A 16600-nucleotide genomic window follows, 5' to 3' on the forward strand; every position below is an offset into this window, starting at 1 on the left:
GCTCCCACATCTGGCATGCCGGAAGGTTGCTGGGTCGCGGGGGTGAGTGTCAAGACGTGGTGACGCAAACGTTGCCGGAGCGTTTCCGGGCCGCGGGTGGGCGGTGCCGGGCTGCGCGCGGTCGCGGGCGGGGCGCGGGCGGGGCGTGGGCGGGCTGTGGGCAGGCTGTGGTTGGGTCGGTGCCGGGACCGCGGCTCGGGTCGGTGCCGGGACCGCGGCTCGGGTCGGTGCTGGGGTCGGTGCTGGGAACGGCGTTGGGGCCGCGGCTCGGGCCGGTGCCGGGGCCCGCGCTGGGATCGAGCTGCTCCGGGGGCGAAGTGCGGTCGGCCCCGGGTGGTGGTGGGCGGTGCGGGACCGGCCACAATGAACCCGTCCGTACCGGCTCGGGCGGGCCGTCGCCCGTACTGGCGTGGGCGGATCGTGCGTCGCGTGCGGGCGTGGGAGGACCGTGCGTCGCGTGCGGGGGTGGGAGGCCTCGGCGGGGCCGGGTACCGACCGCGCTGCCCGGTCCTGCCTGTTCCGTTCGACCCGTCCGCCCCGCCCGTCCCATTCCTCACAGAGACCGAGAGGTGCAGCGATGAGCCCGACCGCACAGCGCCCCGAAGCGCCCCGTCCGGACGCCGGGGGCAGAGCCGCCGCGCGCCCCACCCTGGAGGAGGTGGCCGCGCTGGCCGGCGTCGGCCGCGGCACCGTCTCCCGGGTCGTCAACGGCTCGCCCCGGGTCAGCGCCAAGGCCCGCGAGGCCGTCCAGAACGCCATCGCCGAACTCGGCTACGTCCCCAACCGGGCCGCCCGCACGCTGGTCACCTCGCGCACCGACTCCATCGCGCTGGTCGTCCCCGAGGCCGAGACCCGGCTGTTCTCCGAGCCGTACTTCTCCGACATCATCAGCGGCGTCTCGGCCGAACTCGCCGAGACCGACCTCCAGTTGCTGCTGATCCTGGTCCGCAACCAGCGCGAGCGCGAGCGCCTCTCGGCCTACCTGACGGCCCAGCGGGTCGACGGCGTCCTGGTGGTGTCGGTGCACCGCGACGACCCGCTACCGGCTCTGCTGGAGCGCCTGGAGATCCCGTCGGTGCTGGCCGGCCGGCGCGGCGACCTCGAACCGCTCAGCTACGTCCACGCCGACAACGCGGGCGGCGCCCGGATGGCCGTCCGACACCTGCTGCGCCGCGGCTGCCGCCAGGTCGCCACCCTCACCGGCCCGCTGGACATGGAGGTCGCCCAGGCCCGACTCGGCGGCTACCGCCGGGCCCTGGAGGAGGCCGGGCACACCTACGACGAGGAGCTGGTCGGCCGGGCCGACTTCACCGAGGAAGGCGGACGGAGCGCGATGCGCGAACTCCTGGAACGGCGGCCCGACCTGGACGGCGTGTTCTGCGCGTCCGACGTGATGGCGGCCGGCGCCATGCAGGTACTGCGAGCCGCCGGCCGACGGATCCCCGACGACGTCGCCGTGATCGGCTTCGACGACTCGATCGTGGCCCGGCACACCGATCCGCCGATGACCAGCGTTCGCCAGCCGATCGAGGAGATGGGGCGCACGATGGTCCGGCTGCTGCTGGACGAGATCGCCGAACGCGGCCGCGCGCGGCGGCAGGTGGTGCTGGCGACCGAGCTGATCGTCCGCGACTCGGCCTGACCGGGACTTGGGGCGGGGTGGGCCAGGCGGTCCGGTCCGGCTCGGCTCGACTCGGTCCGGTTCGGTCCGGTTCGGCTCGGTCCGGTCCGGTTCGGCTCGGTCCGGTTCGGTCCGGTTCGGCTCAGGTCGGGTCGGGGCGGGGCGCTTCGGGTCGGGCCTGGGTGCCGGTGGGGCCGGAGCTCGGGTGCGGCGGTGCGGTCCCCGTCCGGTGCGGGCGCGGGCGCGGGTGCGGGCCCGGGTGCGGGCCCGGGCCGGAGCTCGGGCCCGGCGTTCGGCTGCGGGCCCGAGATCTCGGCGTGGGTCAGGAGTTGGGGCGCAGCGTCCAGACGATCTCCAGGACGCCGGTGACGGCGCCGTCCTCGCGGGTGATCTCGACGGTGATCGGGAACTCGGGGCGCTTGCCCTCGTCCAGCTCGGCGAGCACGTCGGCGACCGGGCGGCCCAGCGTGGCCGTGGCCGTCACCACGCCGCGAGCGAGCTTCTTGAACGAGATCTCGCCGACCGTGGGCAGCGGGACCGCGCGGCCCAGCTGGTCGCCGAACGCGGCCAGCACGATCGCGCCGCTCGCCGACTCGGCCAGCGTGAACATCGCGCCCGCGTGCGGGCCGCCCACGTGGTTGCGGTACTCCGGCAGGTCGGGCAGCCGCAGCACGGCCCGCTCCGGGGTGGTCTCCAGGTACTCCAGCTGCAGGGTCTTCACCATCGGGACGGTGTCGGTGAGCAGCTGGCCGATCGCAGTAGTGGTCATGGCGCCGATGTTACTGACAGGTAGCTTCGACGTCCATGGTGGAACGGATCGACGACCGTGATGATGTCGCGTCAGGTGTGCGGGTGTGCGGGTGTGCGGGTGTGCGGGTGTGCGGGTGCGCGTCTTGAGTGCTGCGGCCGGAGCCGGATGTGGCGGCCGGTGCGGAAATACAAGAAGGGCCCTGGTCAATTCCCTTGACCAGGGCCCTTCTTCGATGGGGTGAGCGACGGGACTCGAACCCGCGGCCACCTGGACCACAACCAGGTGCTCTACCAACTGAGCTACGCCCACCATCTGTCCGGCGCTTTCCCGCTTTCGCGTTCCCGCTCCGACAGGAAGAACTCTACAGGATGCCGAGGGGTGCTTGCGCCAGGGTTTCCCGGAGCACTCCGACCCGAGCCCTGGTCAGGTGGTGGACACCTGGTGGCGGGCGGCGATCTCCCGGACGGTGTCGGTGTCCGGACCGGGCTGCGGCACGAACACCGCCTCGCGGTAGTAGCGGAGTTCGGCGATCGACTCGCGGATGTCCGCCAGCGCGCGGTGGCTGCCGCCCTTCTGCGGGCTGTTGTAGTAGGCGCGGGGGTACCAGCGGCGGGCCAGCTCCTTGATCGAGGAGACGTCCACTATCCGGTAGTGCAGGTGCCTCTCGAGTTCCGACATGTCCCGGGACAGGAAGCCGCGGTCGGTGCCCACCGAGTTTCCGCACAGCGGCGCCTTGCCGGCCTCCGGCACGTGCTCGCGGATGTACGCCAGCACCTGCGCCTGGGCCTCGTCCATGGTCAGGCCGTCCGCGAGCTCGTCGAGCAGGCCCGAGGCGGTGTGCATCTCGCGCACCACCTCGGGCATGTTCTCCAGCGCCTCCGCGGGCGGGCGGATGATCACATCCACGCCCTCGCCGAGCACGTTCAGCTCGGAGTCGGTCACCAGGGCGGCGACCTCGATCAGGGCGTCCCGATCGAGGTCGAGGCCGGTCATCTCACAGTCGATCCATACCAAACGCTCATTCACGCCCCTCACCCTACGGCGCGATCACGCGCCCCCGACACTGCACGCGCCCCGTCCGGGGTGAAGTCCGCCGTCCCGCGCGCCCCGCGCTCCGGCTCGGCCTCCGGACGGTGCGCCGACTGCCGACCGCGGGCGCTGGGCTGCTGACCGTCCGGCTCCTCCGCGATCGCGTGCTCCACCGGACGGTCCGGACGGTCGACGTGCTCCGGAAGGTCGGTGCGCTCCGGCCCGGTGGCGCGGTCGGGCCGATCGACCGGCGCCGAGCCGCGACCGCCCGGGTACGCCGCACTGGGCCGCACCGGCTGGCCGGGCGACGGCTGCGCGTGCGCATGCGCGGGCGGAGGACCCTGGTGGGCGCCCGGGTACGGGACGCCGGACTGCCCGCCCGGGTGACCGGGCTGCACCGATCCCGTGCCCCCGGCGCCGCTGGGACGGCCGGTGTACCGGGGGTCGCCCGGACGTTCCGGCGCCCGCGAACCGAACGCTCCCGCCGGCGGGCCGGCCTGCGGCGGCACCAGCGGACGCTGCCGCGGACGCCCCGCCGCACCGGCCGGACCACCCGTGCCGGGACCGTTGGCCGTGGCCGCAGCGGCACCCTGGCCGTGTGTCACCCCGACGTTCCCGGACGGGCCCTGGGCCTGCTGGCCGTGCCCGCCCTGTCCGGCCACCGAACCGCCCGGCGCACCTGCGGCGCGCTCGGCCGGGACACCCGGCGCGGGCAGCGCCGAAGCGCCGGCAGCCGGACGGCGGGCCCGGAAGGTGGTCCGGTACGCGGCCGGGGAGACACCGAGCTGGCGGCGGAAGTGACCGCGCAGCGCCACCGGGGAGCGGAAGCCGCACCGGCGGGCCACGTCGTCCACCGACAGGTCGGAGGTCTCCAGCAACCGCTGCGCCTGCAGCACCCGCTGGGTGATCAGCCACTGCAGCGGGGCACTGCCGGTGAGCGTGCGGAACCGGCGGTCGAAGGTGCGCCGCGACATGTAGGCGCGGGCCGCCAGGACCTCGACGTCGAACTGCTGGTTGAGGTTCTCCAACGCCCAGGTGACCACCTCGGCCAGCGGGTCGTTGCCGATCTCTTCAGGTAAAGACTGATCGATGTATTGGGCCTGACCTCCGCCACCGCGCCGGTTGGGCACCACCAGCCTTCGGGCGAGCGCGTTGGCGGCCTCCGCGCCGTGGTCGGTGCGGACCACGTGCAGGCACAGGTCGATGCCGGCCGCGGTCCCGGCGGAGGTCAGCACGTCGCCGTCGTCCACGAACAGCTCGCGCGGATCGACGTGGACCCGCGGGTAGCGCTTGGCCAGCGTCGGCGCGTACATCCAGTGGGTGGTCGCCGGACGCCCGTCGAGCAGCCCGGCCGCGGCCAGGACGAAGGCGCCGGTGCAGAGGCCGATGATCCTGGCCCCCTCGTGGTGCGCCTTGCGCAGGGCGGCGATGGCTTCGACCGGCGGCGGCTGCGAGATCGAGCGCCAGGCGGGGACCACGATGGTGCCGGCCCGGGACAGGGCCTCCAGCCCGTAGGGTGCGGTGAGGGTCAGACCGCCGGTGGTGGTCAGCGGTCCCTCCTCGCCGGCGCACACCAGCAGGCGGTAGCGGGGGACTCCGGCGTCCTGCCGGTCCACGCCGAACACCGACAGCGGGATCGAGCTCTCGAAGATCGGCGCCCCACTGAACAGCAGCACCGCCACCGTCTCGCGTCGTCGCCGCCCGGCCAGCTTGCGCGGCGAGCCCAGCACGCCCGGGCCGGTGGCGGTGAGCGTGTCGGAGCCGGGGCCCATGGTGGAGGGGCCGGACGGGCCGGTGGCGAGACTGCCGTGACCGGCGACGGTGGAGGGAGGCTGCGGAGCCGGAGTTGTGGTGTACTGACCGGCCGTCAATGGTGTGTTGCCGCCGTTGAACTGATGGCCAGTCGATCCCGTACCGAGTGAACCGGGCGACGTGCCACCGAACTTGCCGAGTCTCGACCCGCCACCGGGAAGGCCCGACGGCTGGCGGCCGCCTTCAGGACCCGCGTCGCTCCTGCTCACCCTGCTCAAGGCGCTCCAGCCCCCTCGGTGGTGTGGTGGTCTCGGCTGCCGCTCTGCGAGCCAAGATCGAATCTACTTGGTGGACCGTTGCCGTTGTGACAAGTTCACCATCCGACGCTATGTCGACATGGCAATTTGGCGTGAAGCATTCGATCACGAAGCGTGGCACCCGTCGACCCCGCTGTGAAGGGGGCGCGGGCAACCGTGGCTGGTTGTCGCACGACCTGTTCATGATTTACCCGCCAACGGTGCACCCGCCGGCCGCTGTGTGCTGCGACTTTGCCCGAACGGCGGGTCGGGCCCGCAAGTTGGCCGAAAACATACGGTTCAAATCGGGGGCGTGAACCTACCTCCCACGCGCCACAGCGCACACCTGAGCCATGATCCCCGCGCCCCGTCAGCCCCTCGGCCCAACCCGAACCGGCCACCTCCGACCGCCTCCCACCTCACACTCCGTCACTTCGTGCCCACCATTTCTCTCCTGCCACACCAGCCCCACTGGCCCCACCCACCCCAAGACCCCCCATCGGCCAGCCACCCCGCCCTGCGCCCCACGCCGCCGAGCCCGGGCCGTACATTCGTCCGAATCCAATCCCTCGCCGAGGGGCCACTCCCACCCCGCCACCGGCCCGTCGGGGCAGGACCTCGAATACACGTGAGGGAGCATCGCCAGCCGGAAGCGCCGCCAGCTGGAAACGTCGCCAGCTGGAAACGTCGGCGGCCGGACGCGGTGGTGGTGGGACGCGGGGCGGTGGGGCGTGGCGGCGGCAGGGCGCGGCCGGGACGCGGTGGCGGTCGGATGCGGTGCCATCTCATGCGGTGCCAGTCTCATGCGTGGCCGATCTGCGGCATGAGCCATGACCTGGCAACTCGACCTTGCTGTGCGGAAGTTCGGTGCCCGCCTCGGGGAAGTGCTCGCCGGCTGCCGAGGCGTTGCCCGGAGGGGGCCCAGGGGCCCCGCGGGGTCCTATGCGACGGGCGGCAGGGCGGAGGGCCGACCGGACGGTGCGACCGGCGCTGCGACGGCCGATGCACCGGTCGACGCTGCGATCGGCGCGGCCTGGGCGCCGGCAGGGGAGATGGCGGAGGCGGAGACGGGACCGAGCGGGGTCAGCGGCACTGCCCGGGTGAACGACACGGGCTGGGCGAAGGGCGGCCTCAGCCCGTTCGGGGCGGAGGCGGGGGCCAGCCTGGAGGCCGGGATGGCGATGCGGGTACGGGGCGGGCGCTTGCGGCCGGGTATTGCGGCGGCGAAGTTCCTTGCTGTGGTGGGGCGTTCGGCCGCGCCGAGAATCAGGCGCACCGCATCCGGAAGGTTCGGCGCGCTGACCGTCGGACGGTAGCCCCGCTCGGCCCACGGACGGCCGTGGTGCAACCAGACACTGCGGAGCCCGGTGGCTTCTGCCCCTGCGATGTCGGACGGACCGTAGTCGCCGACCATCCAGGTCTGCGCGGTCCAGTCGCTCGCCGGGCGGAACCCGCAGCGGCGCGCCGCGATTTCGAAGATCAACGGATCCGGTTTGACGCAGCGGGCCTCCTCCGAAATGACCCAGCCGTCCACCATGGCGGCCAGCCCGGTGAGCCGGATCTTCTCCAACTGCGGCAGCGTTCCGCCGTTGCTGACGATCCCCAGCGTCCACCCCGCCTCGCGGGCCGCGCGTAACGCGCTCACGTGTGAATCCGGGCAGTTGATGTGGGAGTTGATGCTGTGTCGGTAGTGCCCGAGCATCGATTCGATCGAGTGGTCGATGCCGTAGCGGCGTTTCGCCGCGCCCAGTACGGTGCTCCGCGGCACGTAGCCGCTGCCGTCGAGCATGACCAACCAGTCGATGTCGTCGGTGGGCAGGCCGTTCTCGGTGAGGAAGTCTTCTGCCCAGGCTCGGAACGCGGCATCCCTGGGCAGCAAGGTGTTGTCGAGGTCGAGCAACAGCAGCGGCATGTCGAGCATGGTGCCAGTGGGCGCCCCATATGCAGGTGGCAATTGCCAAAGGCGAATCGAATTCCCATGAATTGGCCGAATCCGGCTGGTACGCACTCAACTCGGGCCATGATCGCCCCAATTCCCTCTTTCGCGCCCCTCCAACTGCCGTGCGGGGCCCCGGCCGACAGCTCACCCGCACCGTCCTCGGGCAGCGGCGATCTCTGACGATGACAGTCGGATCACGTTGTGTGCCTGCCCTGTTGCGCGCACCGCAGGTCGTCGGTCAAGCTCCATGGAACCCGCCGCAGAAGGGGCGCACACGCCGGCGTGTGATTCCCCCACAAGCGGGAACCTGGTCGTACTGAGGGCTTCGCCGCTGGGTGCGGCCCATTCCGCGCCGTACTCTGAAAGGCACAGGTCGCCAACGGTGGTTGTCGTTTCCGAACGGTCCGCCGCCTCGGTCGTGCCTTCCCCCGGGCCAGGGCGGTCCGCCGCTGTGTCCCTCTGTGCAGTCCCATCCCGGTTGAAGAGTTTTGAGCCATGGCTGGTCGAGATCCTTCCGGTTCTGCCCACGGCAGTTCACGGGACGACAGTTCCACCACCGAGCTCCTCGGCACCCCGCCGGGAGCCGCCCCGGCACGCCGCCACCCCGACGCTGACGGCTCCGAAGACGGAGACGGTCGTCGACGAGACGGTGAAGGCCGCCGTGCGGACGTGTGCGGAGACGGCGACACCGGTGCCGCCGGCGGACACCACGACGCCGAGGACGCGCCCGACCACTCCGGCCAGGTGGGCCGCTCCGACGGGGCGGGCCACCCGCGTCATCCGGGCCACCCGGGTCACGCGGGTCGTCCTGATGGGGCGAGTTGGGCGAGTTGGCCGTCCTGGGCGAGTGGGACGGCTGCTGCCGGGCACATGGGCGTGCTCGGACGCTTCGCCCGCCGTCGACGTGCGAGCCAACCCGGGCCCCACGACCCTGGGCGCCCGGCCCCGACCCCTGTCACTCCTGGCACGGCGGCGGATCCTGCCGTCGTCCCACAACCCGGTACTGCGGAGGACGCGATGACCGACAGCTCCCGTCCGACCGTCGGCCGCCGCGACGGCGATGGCGAACCGCAGCTTCAGGAGCACGGCTCACGCTCCTGCGATCCGCAGTTCCAGCATGGCGTGGTGGTCGGCTTCGACGGCTCGCTCTCCAGCGAACGCGCCCTGGCCTACGCCGTCGGCATGGCCCGCCGCTCCCAGTGCGGACTGGTGATCGTCCACGTCGCCAACCGGCTCCCCGCCACGGTCTGGGCCGGCTGCGAGCCGCCCGTCTTCGTCGACCTCCCCGACCAGCGCACCGAGATCCTCGGCCTCGAACTCGCCTGCGCCGACTTCCTCTCCGGCGTCCCCTGGATCCTGGTCGAACGGGGTGGGGACATCTGCCACGAGATCGAAGAGGTCGGCCGCGAGTACGCCGCGGACGCCATCGTGGTCGGCAGCACCCACGGGCTGCTCGGCAAGATCTTCGGCTCGGTCTCCGGCCGCCTCGCCCGCCGCGCCAACCGCCCCGTCATCGTCATTCCCTGATCACGCAGACGCCGCCCCGCATCCACCTCTACCTTGGCGGCACCTCCCGGGCCGTCCCCTGGCTTCACCTCCCGGCTCCGCTTCTTCCTGGCCCTTCCCTCCCGCCCCACCCGGCGCACCACGGGCGGCCGTCGGATCATGGCCGGATGCGGGCAGGAGGAACTGGCCATCCGCAGCCCGGGGCGGCCCGCGGGGTCGGGTCGTTCGGCGCTCCGATACGGCCGAACGAGTCGTTCCGGCGTCGCCGTGTGCGTCAGATCAGCTGCCGATCCGGTACGTGGTGAACCATTCGTAGGTGATTCATCGTCATATCGGCCTGCCGATGGCCAGATGGCGCGCGCGGGTGGCAAGCGCTGATCGCCACCCCGCGCCGGCCTTACTCGGAGCTGTCCTGTTGGTGCCGACCGCCCTTGCAGCCTGGACTTCGGAACCTGGCGCCACCCGGGGCGGGGAGGTGGGCGACGTCCTGACCATGGACGTCCGTACGAACACCAGTGCCGACCTGAACGTAAGACTCCGCGCGGACGAGGTGGCGGATCGGACCTACCACCTCACCAACCATGCCGAATACCAGCTCACCGATGTCGTGCTGAGCGACCCTCAACTCCCGGGGGGACAGGCCCAATGCGACACCGGCCGAAGCATCCCGCCGGGCGGCAGCCTCGACTGCACCGCCTCCTTCACCGTCCTGGGCGGATCCCAGGCAGCCGAGGTCACCGCCACCGCCCAGGCCCCCAACCGACTGCCGCAGGCCCACGTGAACGCACCCGTCGGCTACCAGGGCATCACCGCCGGCCTTCTCCTCACCCGGGTGGGAGCACCTACCGGCACGGGCGTCGCCCCAGCCGGTCGGTCCGTTCCGGAAGCGGCGCCCTCTGTCAGCAGCCGCAGTGCCGTGCCGAGAGTGCTGACAGTCGTCGGCGGGACCGTTGAACTCCGGTACCGCCTGGAGGTGTTCGGCGATGTCCCGGTCACCGACATCGCGGTGGTCGAAGGGTTGCCCGACGTGGGGGCAGTGATCTGCTCGGGCCCCGACACCGGGCTCACGCTGGCCCCCGGGCAGAGCGTCGACTGCCAGGCCACTGGGATTGCTCACCCGGGTCACCAGACCGGTACGGCGCGCGCCGACGGCCTGGCGGACGACGCGACGATCGGTCCGGACGGCAGCCTCCAAGCGCGGCGCAAGGTCTTCGCCGACGCGCCCGGAGCCTACGACGGGCTCAGCCCGACCCCTCCCGCCACGGCGCCGACTCCGCCCGCTGCACCGGGCGAAGGAACCGCCCCCGGCACGGGCCCGGGCACTGGGGCCGGCCCGGGCACCGGGACCGGGGCCGGCGCAGCTCCCGGCACCGGCGCTGGCGGCGGTACCGGCACCGGCACGGGCACGGGGACCGGCGCGGCTCCTGGCACCGGCGCTGGCACGGGCACTGGTGCCGGCGCCGGTACGGGGACAGGGACAGCAGCCGGTGCGGCTGCGGCCGCAGCAGCTGCTCCCGGCGCCGCCGCCCCTGGGGCTGGGGCCGGGGCCGGGGGCGGCGTGGCGGGAGGAGCGGCGGGCTCGGCGGGGCTGCTCCCCGTGCCCATTCCGGCTGGAGGGGCTGCTGCCGCCGCTCCCGGGCAGCCTGCGGCGGCGGCTGCCGCGGGCCAGTTGCTGACACCTTTCCTGCCTGGCGCAGCACCAGCGCTGCTGCCGGGCGGGACGGCCTTCGCGCTGCCGGCCTCGCCCTTTGCTGCGCCGGGGACGGGCGGCGCTTCAACCGGGCTCGGAGGCAAGCTGGTTGGGGCTGGGCCGGCCAATCCGGGCGTAGGGCCCGGGAGCGGTGGGACGGCGACCCCTGGGCCGATTTCGGGTGCGACGGCCGGACAGAGCGAGGGGGCGGGCCCCGGGGCAGGGGCGTCCGGCGGCGGCCAGTCGCCGGGCGGGCAGGCGCAGGCCCAGCCCGGGGACGAGGACTGGACGCCCCAGGAGGGAGAGGACGACCTGTGGGACATCACCCAGGTGACGATGCTGCTGTTGGCCATTCTCCTTCCGGTGCTGTGCGTGTTGGCGGCGTCGTTCTCCGTCCGGGGCCGGTGGCGGCGGTGAAGGCGCGCGGGGACCTGGGCCGATCGGCTGACGGCGGGTCGGTAACTGCCCTGGTGATTCGTGGGGTTGTCGATGGCGCAACTGTTGTCGAGTCAAGGAACGATGTGCCGCAGGAGGACATCCTCGGGTTCCGGCGGTGGACGGCGTCCCACGACCGGCCCGGTTCGAGGCAGGGCGTCCGGAGCAGCGGGAACGGGCGGTGCCGATGCTGATCGTCGCAATCGCCGCCGTGTCGGGTGCGGCGCTCGCGTTGGTGATCGGCCTGCTGCTGGGACGGACCAAGCGGGCGCGGGAGGGGTCCACGACACCGCAGGCGCTGTCCTTTGCCGGGGCGGCGATCCTCGGCTTCTTCGCGCTCTTTCTGGGCTTCAGCATTGCCGGCACCTGGCAGCAGCTGAATTCGGCGCGCCAGCACACCTACGAGGAGTCGCGGGCTCTCGCGGAGGCCTACTGGAATGCCGGTGGCCTGGCGGACGCCGACCGGTCATTGGTTCGGGACCGGCTGCGGAACTACACCAAGGTGGTGATCGACGAGGAGTGGGCGACGATGCAGCACGACATCGGTAGTCAGGCCGCCTGGCAGGCGGTCGACGAGGTGCAGGCTGCGGTCGATCACGCCGCGGTGCAGACTCCGGCGGAGACGAGCGCACGGACCGACGTGCTGCACAGCCTGTCCGACGTCAACTCCATGCGGAACGCGCGACTGGGTGATATTCGTGCGTCCGTGCCGGTGGTGGCGATCGGTGGCCTACTGGTGGGCGCGGTGTTCGTGCTTGCCACGCCGTCGGTGATCGGGCTGATGGCCACCGCGCGGAATCTGATGCTGATGTGCTTCGTGGGTGCCTCCGTTGCGTTCGGGGTGAGCATGGTGGCGGTGATGAGCGGGCCGTTCTCCGGCGCGGTGAGGATCGAGCCGACCGCGTTCCAACTGGCGTTGGAGCGCTACGACCAGATCGACACCGACGCCAGGACGTCGGCTCTGCCGCCGCTTCGGCCTTGACCGGCAGGCCGCCCTGCAGGTGGGTCCGGGACGCGGCGGTCCGGACTCGCGTGAAGGTGACGAACCGTCAGAAGTGCTGTATTGGTGCCTGATTCAGGAGTTGTTCAGGAGTTGACGCCGAGCTCGCGCGCGATCAGCATTCGCTGGACCTCGGAGGTGCCCTCGCCGATCTCCAGGATCTTGCAGTCGCGCCAGAACCTGGCGACCGGGTACTCGTTCATGAAGCCGTAGCCGCCGTGGATCTGGGTCGCCTCGCGCGCGTTGTCGACCGCCGCCTCGGAGGCGTACAGCTTGGCAATGGCTGCCTCCTTCTTGAAGGGCTCGGAGTGCAGCAGCCGGGAGGCGGCGTCCCGCCAGGCCAGGCGGGAGGTGTGTGCGCGCATCTCCATGTCGGCGAGCTTGAACTGGATGACCTGGTTGGCGCCGATCGGCCGGCCGAAGGCGCGGCGAGTGGCGGCGTAGGACAGTGACTGGTCGACGCATCCCTGGGCCAGGCCGGTGGCCAGGGCCGCGATGGCGATGCGGCCCTCGTCGAGGATGCGAAGGAACTGGGCGTAGCCGCGGCCCTGGCGACCAAGCAGGTTGGCCGCGGGGACTCGGCAGTCGCTGAAGGACAGTTCGCGGGTGTCGGAGGCGTTCCACCCGACCTTCGAGTACTTCTTCGACACCTGGAACCCGGGGGTTCCAGTGGGGACGATAATGGAGGAGATTTCCCGCGTGGGCGAGTGATTTACGCCCTCATCACTCGAATGTGTGGTCGGTTCGGTCAGCGCGGTGACGGTCACCAGCCCGGTGATATCGGTTCCGGAATTGGTGATGAAGCATTTGCTGCCGTTGATCACCCACTCGTCGGTGGCCTCGTCATACCGCGCGGTGGTGCGGGTCCCGCCGGCGTCGGTGCCGCCCTCGGGCTCGGTCAGGCCGAACGCGCCGAGCATCTGGCCCGACGTCAACTTCGGCAGCCACTCACGCTTCTGCTCCTCGGTGCCGAAGAGGTGGATCGGCATGGCACCGAGCGAGACCGCGGCCTCCAGCGTGATGGCCACCGAGGAATCGACCCGGGCCAGTTCCTCCAGGGCCAGGCAGAGCGCGAAGTAGTCGCCGCCCATGCCGCCGTACTCCTCGGGGAACGGCAGCCCGAACAGGCCCATCCGTCCCATTTCGCGAATGATTTCGTACGGGAATTCATTCTGCTCGTAGTATTCGCCGATCTTCGGCGCAACCACGTCGTTGGCAAACTCCGCGACGGTGCGGCGGAGTTCCTCGTAGTCACTGCTCAGTCGGTGGTCGAGCACGGGTGGTCCTCCCGGGATCGAGGCCTGGTGGGCCGGGTGGGGGTTGTGGAGTCAGGAGTCAGGCCGTGGGCCCGAGCAGGGCGCGGACGGTCCGCGAAGGGCTGGGGCGGCCGAGCCGACGTGCCATCCAGCCGCTGGTTTCGGCAAGCGAGGCCAGGTCGACGCCGGTCTCGATGCCCAGGCCGTGCAGCATCCAGACCAGGTCCTCGGTCGCCAGGTTGCCGGTCGCGCTCTTGGCGTACGGGCAGCCGCCGAGGCCGCCGGCGGAGGCGTCCACCACCGTCACGCCGGAGCGGAGCGCGGCCAGCGTGTTGGCCAGCGCCTGCCCGTAGGTGTCGTGGAAGTGCACCGCGACCCGGCCGATCGGAACGCCGGATCGAGTGAATTCGTCGATCAGTGCCTTGACCTGGCCGGGGGTCGCGACGCCGATGGTGTCGCCGAGACTCAGCTCGGCGCAGCCCATTTCCAGCAGGGTCAGGCCGTGCCGGACCACCTGGGCGATCGGTACCGGCCCTTCCCACGGGTCTCCGAAGCACATCGACAGGTAGCCGCGCACCGGGACGCCCGCCGCGGTGGCGCGCTCGACCACAGGCCGGAACATGGCCATCGCCTCGTCCGCCGAGCGGTTGAGATTGCGCCGGGCGAACGTCTCGGTGGCGCTGGCGAACACGGCGACCTCGGCGACGCGGTGGGCCAGCGCTCGGTCCAGTCCGCGCTCGTTCGGCACCAGGACGGGCAGTCGCAGGCCCGGACACCGGTCCGGCAGCTCGGCCAGTCGCGGCATCAGCTCCTCGGCGTCAGCCAGCTGCGGCACCCACTTCGGGTGGACGAAGCTGGTGGCCTCCACGGTGCGCAAGCCTGCGGCGGCGAGCCGGGCGATGAACTCCGCCTTGATCTCGACAGGGACGAGGCTGCTCTCGTTCTGCAGTCCGTCGCGGGCGCCGACCTCGTGGATACGCACTCGGGCGGGCAGATCGGGGTCACGCACCGGGGCCGGAAGGCCGAGTTCCAGCACGGTCGGCTCGGTTGCGGCCCGGTCGGAAGAGGTGGTCATCGTGCAGCCTCCGACAGCTCCGCGGTGGGCCCGACTTCCGCTCCAGTGCTGACGCCGGCTTCCGCCTCGGCAGTGGTGACGGTTTCCTGGTCGGCGGGGGCGACCGCGACCAGCGGCTCATCCATCGCGACAGTCGCACCGGCGGTGACCCGTAGGTCCTCGACGGTGCCGTCGTGCGGCGCGGAGATGACGTGCTCCATCTTCATCGCCTCCAGAACGAGCAGCGCCTGCCCGCGCCGGACCTGTTCGCCGGCCTCGACCTTCACCACGGTGACGGTGCCGGGCATCGGGGCGGTGAGGGTCCCGTGGTGGACGGTCCCGGCGGCGGCGCGCTCGGCGATTGCGTCGAACGGGTGAACGGGCCACGCGTCTCCGTCGGTGCCGAGCCAGGTCGTGATGCCTTCCGCGGTGCGTTCCTCCGCGACCGTGAAACTGGCCTGCAGGCCGTCAACCGCAAGGCGGAGGAGGTTTCCGTCCCGGCTGGCGCGGGCCTTCCGGATGGTGCCTCCGTCGAGCCTGACCTCCCACTCCGGGGTCTTGGCGCCGGAAAAACCGATAGCGCTCTCGAATTCACCACTGGTAGTCATTCGGCAACTCACGGCGACCGGATCGCGACCGGCAAGCCGGAGCCGGTGCGTGGTCCATGCAGGTTCGCCACCAAGCCGCCACCCGGAAGGGAGGGAGAAGGGGTCGGTCCAGCCGTCGGAGGCGTCGGCGTGGCCGAGTTCGAGCTGTCGCACCAGCGCGGCGGCGAAGTAGAGCAGGTCGATCGTGTCGGGTCGGGTGTACGGAGAGCTGAGCAGGGAGGGGTCCTGCTGGGCGCTGCGTTCCACCAGTCCGGTGTCGAGTTGACCTGCGGTCACCTCGGGCTGAGCCAGCAGCCGGCGCAGGTAGCCGGTATTGGTGGTGACGCCCAGGATGCGGGTCTCGGCGAGCGCGGCCCGCAGCCGACGGATGGCGGTCGGGCGGTCGGGCCCGTACGCGATCACCTTGGCGAGCATCGGGTCGTACAGGCTGCCGATCCGGTCGCCGGGTGCGATTCCGGAGTCCACCCGGATGCCCTCGCCCGAGGGTTCGTCCAGCAGCAGTACCTCACCGCCGGTGGGCAGGAAGTCCCGCTCCGGGTCCTCGGCGCAGATACGGGCCTCGATTGCGTGGCCCTGGAAGGAGATGTCGGACTGTGTGAACGACAGCATCTCGCCCGAAGCGACGCGCAGCTGCCACTCGACCAGGTCGAGCCGCTGCGGGCCTTCGGGGCCGTCGACCGAGACGGCCAGTTCCGTGACGGGGTGTTCCACCTGGAGGCGGGTGTTCATCTCCATGAAGAAGAAGTCGAGGACGTCGTCCGCGTCGGCTCCGACGGGATTCCCGCCGGGAACGATGAACTCGACCGTGCCGGCGCCGGTGTAGCCACAGGCTTCGGCAGCACGCACCGCGGCTGCGCCCATCGCGGCCCGGGTCCGGGTGTTCAACAGGACGGAAGGAGCCTCTTCGATGAGTTTCTGATGGCGACGCTGGAGGCTGCACTCGCGCTCGCCGAGGTGGACGGTCCGGCCGTGGGTGTCGGCCAGGACCTGAACCTCGATGTGGCGCGGTTGGTCCACCCAGCGCTCCAGCAGCAGGGTGTCGTCGCCGAACGCGGTGCGGGCCACCCGGCGGGCGGCGGCGAGCTCGGCGGGCAGGTCGGCCGGGTCGCGGACCAGCCGCATGCCCTTGCCGCCGCCGCCGGCCGAGGGCTTGAGCAGCACCGGGTAGCCGATCCGGGTCGCCGCCTCGATCAGCTGCTCGTCGCTGGGCGCGCCGTCCTCGCTGCCGGGGACGACGGGCACGCCGGCGGTCCGGACGGCTTCCTTGGCGTTGATCTTGTCGCCCATCAGTTCCACCGCGGCCGGCGGCGGGCCGATGAAGACCAGCCCGGCCTGCGTGCAGGCCTCGGCGAAGGCGGGGTTCTCGGCGAGGAACCCGTAGCCGGGGTGGACGGCCTGCGCGCCGGTCCGGCGGGCGGCGTCGAGGATCAGGTCGGTGCGCAAGTAGGTCTCGGCGGCCGAGCTGTCGCTCCGGTCGGCGGGCCCGAGTCGGACCGCGAGGTCGGCGGCCCGGACGTGCGGGGCGTCCGCGTCCGCGTCGCTGTGCACGGCGACCGAGCGCACGCCCAGCCGGCGCAGGGTGCGGATCACCCGCAGCGCGATCTCGCCGCGGTTGGCGACGAGCACGGTGTCGAACATGGAGGTGTGCCTCCGTTGCAAGGAG

The 16600-nt window shown here is 71.8% G+C and carries 11 protein-coding genes, 1 tRNA gene and 1 pseudogene; 4 read left to right on the forward strand and 9 right to left on the reverse strand.

Annotated elements, in window-relative coordinates; translation table 11 throughout:
- Positions 1–577: 577 nt before the first annotated feature.
- On the forward strand, positions 578–1642 hold the full coding sequence (locus ACIQF6_RS27790; RefSeq protein WP_400899709.1) for a LacI family DNA-binding transcriptional regulator: 1065 nt from the start codon (positions 578–580) through the stop codon (positions 1640–1642).
- A gap of 301 nt (positions 1643–1943) precedes the next feature.
- Here ACIQF6_RS27790 and ACIQF6_RS27795 read toward each other — a convergent pair whose 3' ends face one another.
- The 6 genes and pseudogenes from ACIQF6_RS27795 to ACIQF6_RS27820 all read right to left on the reverse strand — a co-directional run bounded on the left by ACIQF6_RS27795 (position 1944) and on the right by ACIQF6_RS27820 (position 8186).
- Positions 1944–2390, reverse strand: coding sequence for a DUF4442 domain-containing protein (locus ACIQF6_RS27795; RefSeq protein WP_073815179.1), 447 nt, complete (start codon positions 2388–2390; stop codon positions 1944–1946).
- Positions 2391–2605: 215 nt separating this feature from the next.
- Positions 2606–2681: transfer RNA gene (locus ACIQF6_RS27800), tRNA-His, on the reverse strand.
- Between the two features lie 114 nt (positions 2682–2795).
- Positions 2796–3398: an oligoribonuclease gene (gene orn / locus ACIQF6_RS27805; RefSeq protein ID WP_400899712.1), complete on the reverse strand. Its 603-nt coding sequence runs from the start codon at positions 3396–3398 to the stop codon at positions 2796–2798.
- A 728-nt stretch (positions 3399–4126) separates the two neighbouring features.
- A pseudogene (locus tag ACIQF6_RS27810) lies at positions 4127–5173 on the reverse strand (helix-turn-helix domain-containing protein); the annotation flags it as partial.
- 1216 nt (positions 5174–6389) lie between these two features.
- On the reverse strand, positions 6390–7370 hold the full coding sequence (locus ACIQF6_RS27815) for an HAD family hydrolase (RefSeq protein WP_400899714.1): 981 nt from the start codon (positions 7368–7370) through the stop codon (positions 6390–6392).
- 552 nt (positions 7371–7922) lie between these two features.
- A complete protein-coding gene (locus ACIQF6_RS27820) occupies positions 7923–8186 on the reverse strand; it encodes a hypothetical protein (protein WP_400899716.1) in 264 nt (87 codons plus the stop codon).
- Between the two features lie 219 nt (positions 8187–8405).
- Here ACIQF6_RS27820 and ACIQF6_RS27825 point away from each other — a divergent pair, with 219 nt between their 5' ends.
- The 3 genes from ACIQF6_RS27825 (at position 8406) to ACIQF6_RS27835 (ending at position 12001) form a co-directional block, all read left to right on the forward strand.
- Complete coding sequence (locus ACIQF6_RS27825) at positions 8406–8915, forward strand: universal stress protein (protein ID WP_400899718.1); 510 nt, start codon at positions 8406–8408, stop codon at positions 8913–8915.
- Positions 8916–9369: 454 nt separating this feature from the next.
- Positions 9370–11001 carry a hypothetical protein gene (locus ACIQF6_RS27830; RefSeq protein WP_400899720.1) on the forward strand — a complete coding sequence of 544 codons (1632 nt, stop codon included), beginning with the start codon at positions 9370–9372 and terminating at the stop codon, positions 10999–11001.
- A 199-nt stretch (positions 11002–11200) separates the two neighbouring features.
- Positions 11201–12001: a hypothetical protein gene (locus ACIQF6_RS27835; RefSeq protein ID WP_400899722.1), complete on the forward strand. Its 801-nt coding sequence runs from the start codon at positions 11201–11203 to the stop codon at positions 11999–12001.
- A 104-nt stretch (positions 12002–12105) separates the two neighbouring features.
- On the opposite strand, the gene ACIQF6_RS27840 is transcribed toward ACIQF6_RS27835, so the two are convergent.
- Genes ACIQF6_RS27840 through ACIQF6_RS27850 form a run of 3 tightly spaced genes read right to left on the reverse strand, consistent with a single transcriptional unit; the run spans position 12106 to position 16575 of the window.
- Positions 12106–13296: an acyl-CoA dehydrogenase family protein gene (locus ACIQF6_RS27840; protein WP_400899724.1), complete on the reverse strand. Its 1191-nt coding sequence runs from the start codon at positions 13294–13296 to the stop codon at positions 12106–12108.
- Positions 13297–13354: 58 nt separating this feature from the next.
- Positions 13355–14350: a hydroxymethylglutaryl-CoA lyase gene (locus ACIQF6_RS27845; protein WP_400899726.1), complete on the reverse strand. Its 996-nt coding sequence runs from the start codon at positions 14348–14350 to the stop codon at positions 13355–13357.
- Positions 14347–16575, reverse strand: coding sequence for an acetyl/propionyl/methylcrotonyl-CoA carboxylase subunit alpha (locus tag ACIQF6_RS27850; protein WP_400899728.1), 2229 nt, complete (start codon positions 16573–16575; stop codon positions 14347–14349). The genes ACIQF6_RS27845 and ACIQF6_RS27850 overlap by 4 nt, the downstream gene beginning before the upstream one ends.
- Positions 16576–16600: the final 25 nt, after the last annotated feature.

This window comes from Kitasatospora sp. NPDC092948 (assembly GCF_044754805.1).
Lineage (GTDB): Bacteria > Actinomycetota > Actinomycetes > Streptomycetales > Streptomycetaceae > Kitasatospora.

Coding starts and splice junctions, on each gene's coding strand:
- ACIQF6_RS27790 (WP_400899709.1), top strand. CDS start 578: ATGAGCCCGACCGCACAGCGCCCCGAAGCGCCCCGTCCGGACGCCGGG.
- ACIQF6_RS27795 (WP_073815179.1), bottom strand. CDS start 2,390: ATGACCACTACTGCGATCGGCCAGCTGCTCACCGACACCGTCCCGATG.
- ACIQF6_RS27815 (WP_400899714.1), bottom strand. CDS start 7,370: ATGCTCGACATGCCGCTGCTGTTGCTCGACCTCGACAACACCTTGCTG.
- ACIQF6_RS27825 (WP_400899718.1), top strand. CDS start 8,406: ATGACCGACAGCTCCCGTCCGACCGTCGGCCGCCGCGACGGCGATGGC.
- ACIQF6_RS27845 (WP_400899726.1), bottom strand. CDS start 14,350: ATGACCACCTCTTCCGACCGGGCCGCAACCGAGCCGACCGTGCTGGAA.
- ACIQF6_RS27850 (WP_400899728.1), bottom strand. CDS start 16,575: ATGTTCGACACCGTGCTCGTCGCCAACCGCGGCGAGATCGCGCTGCGG.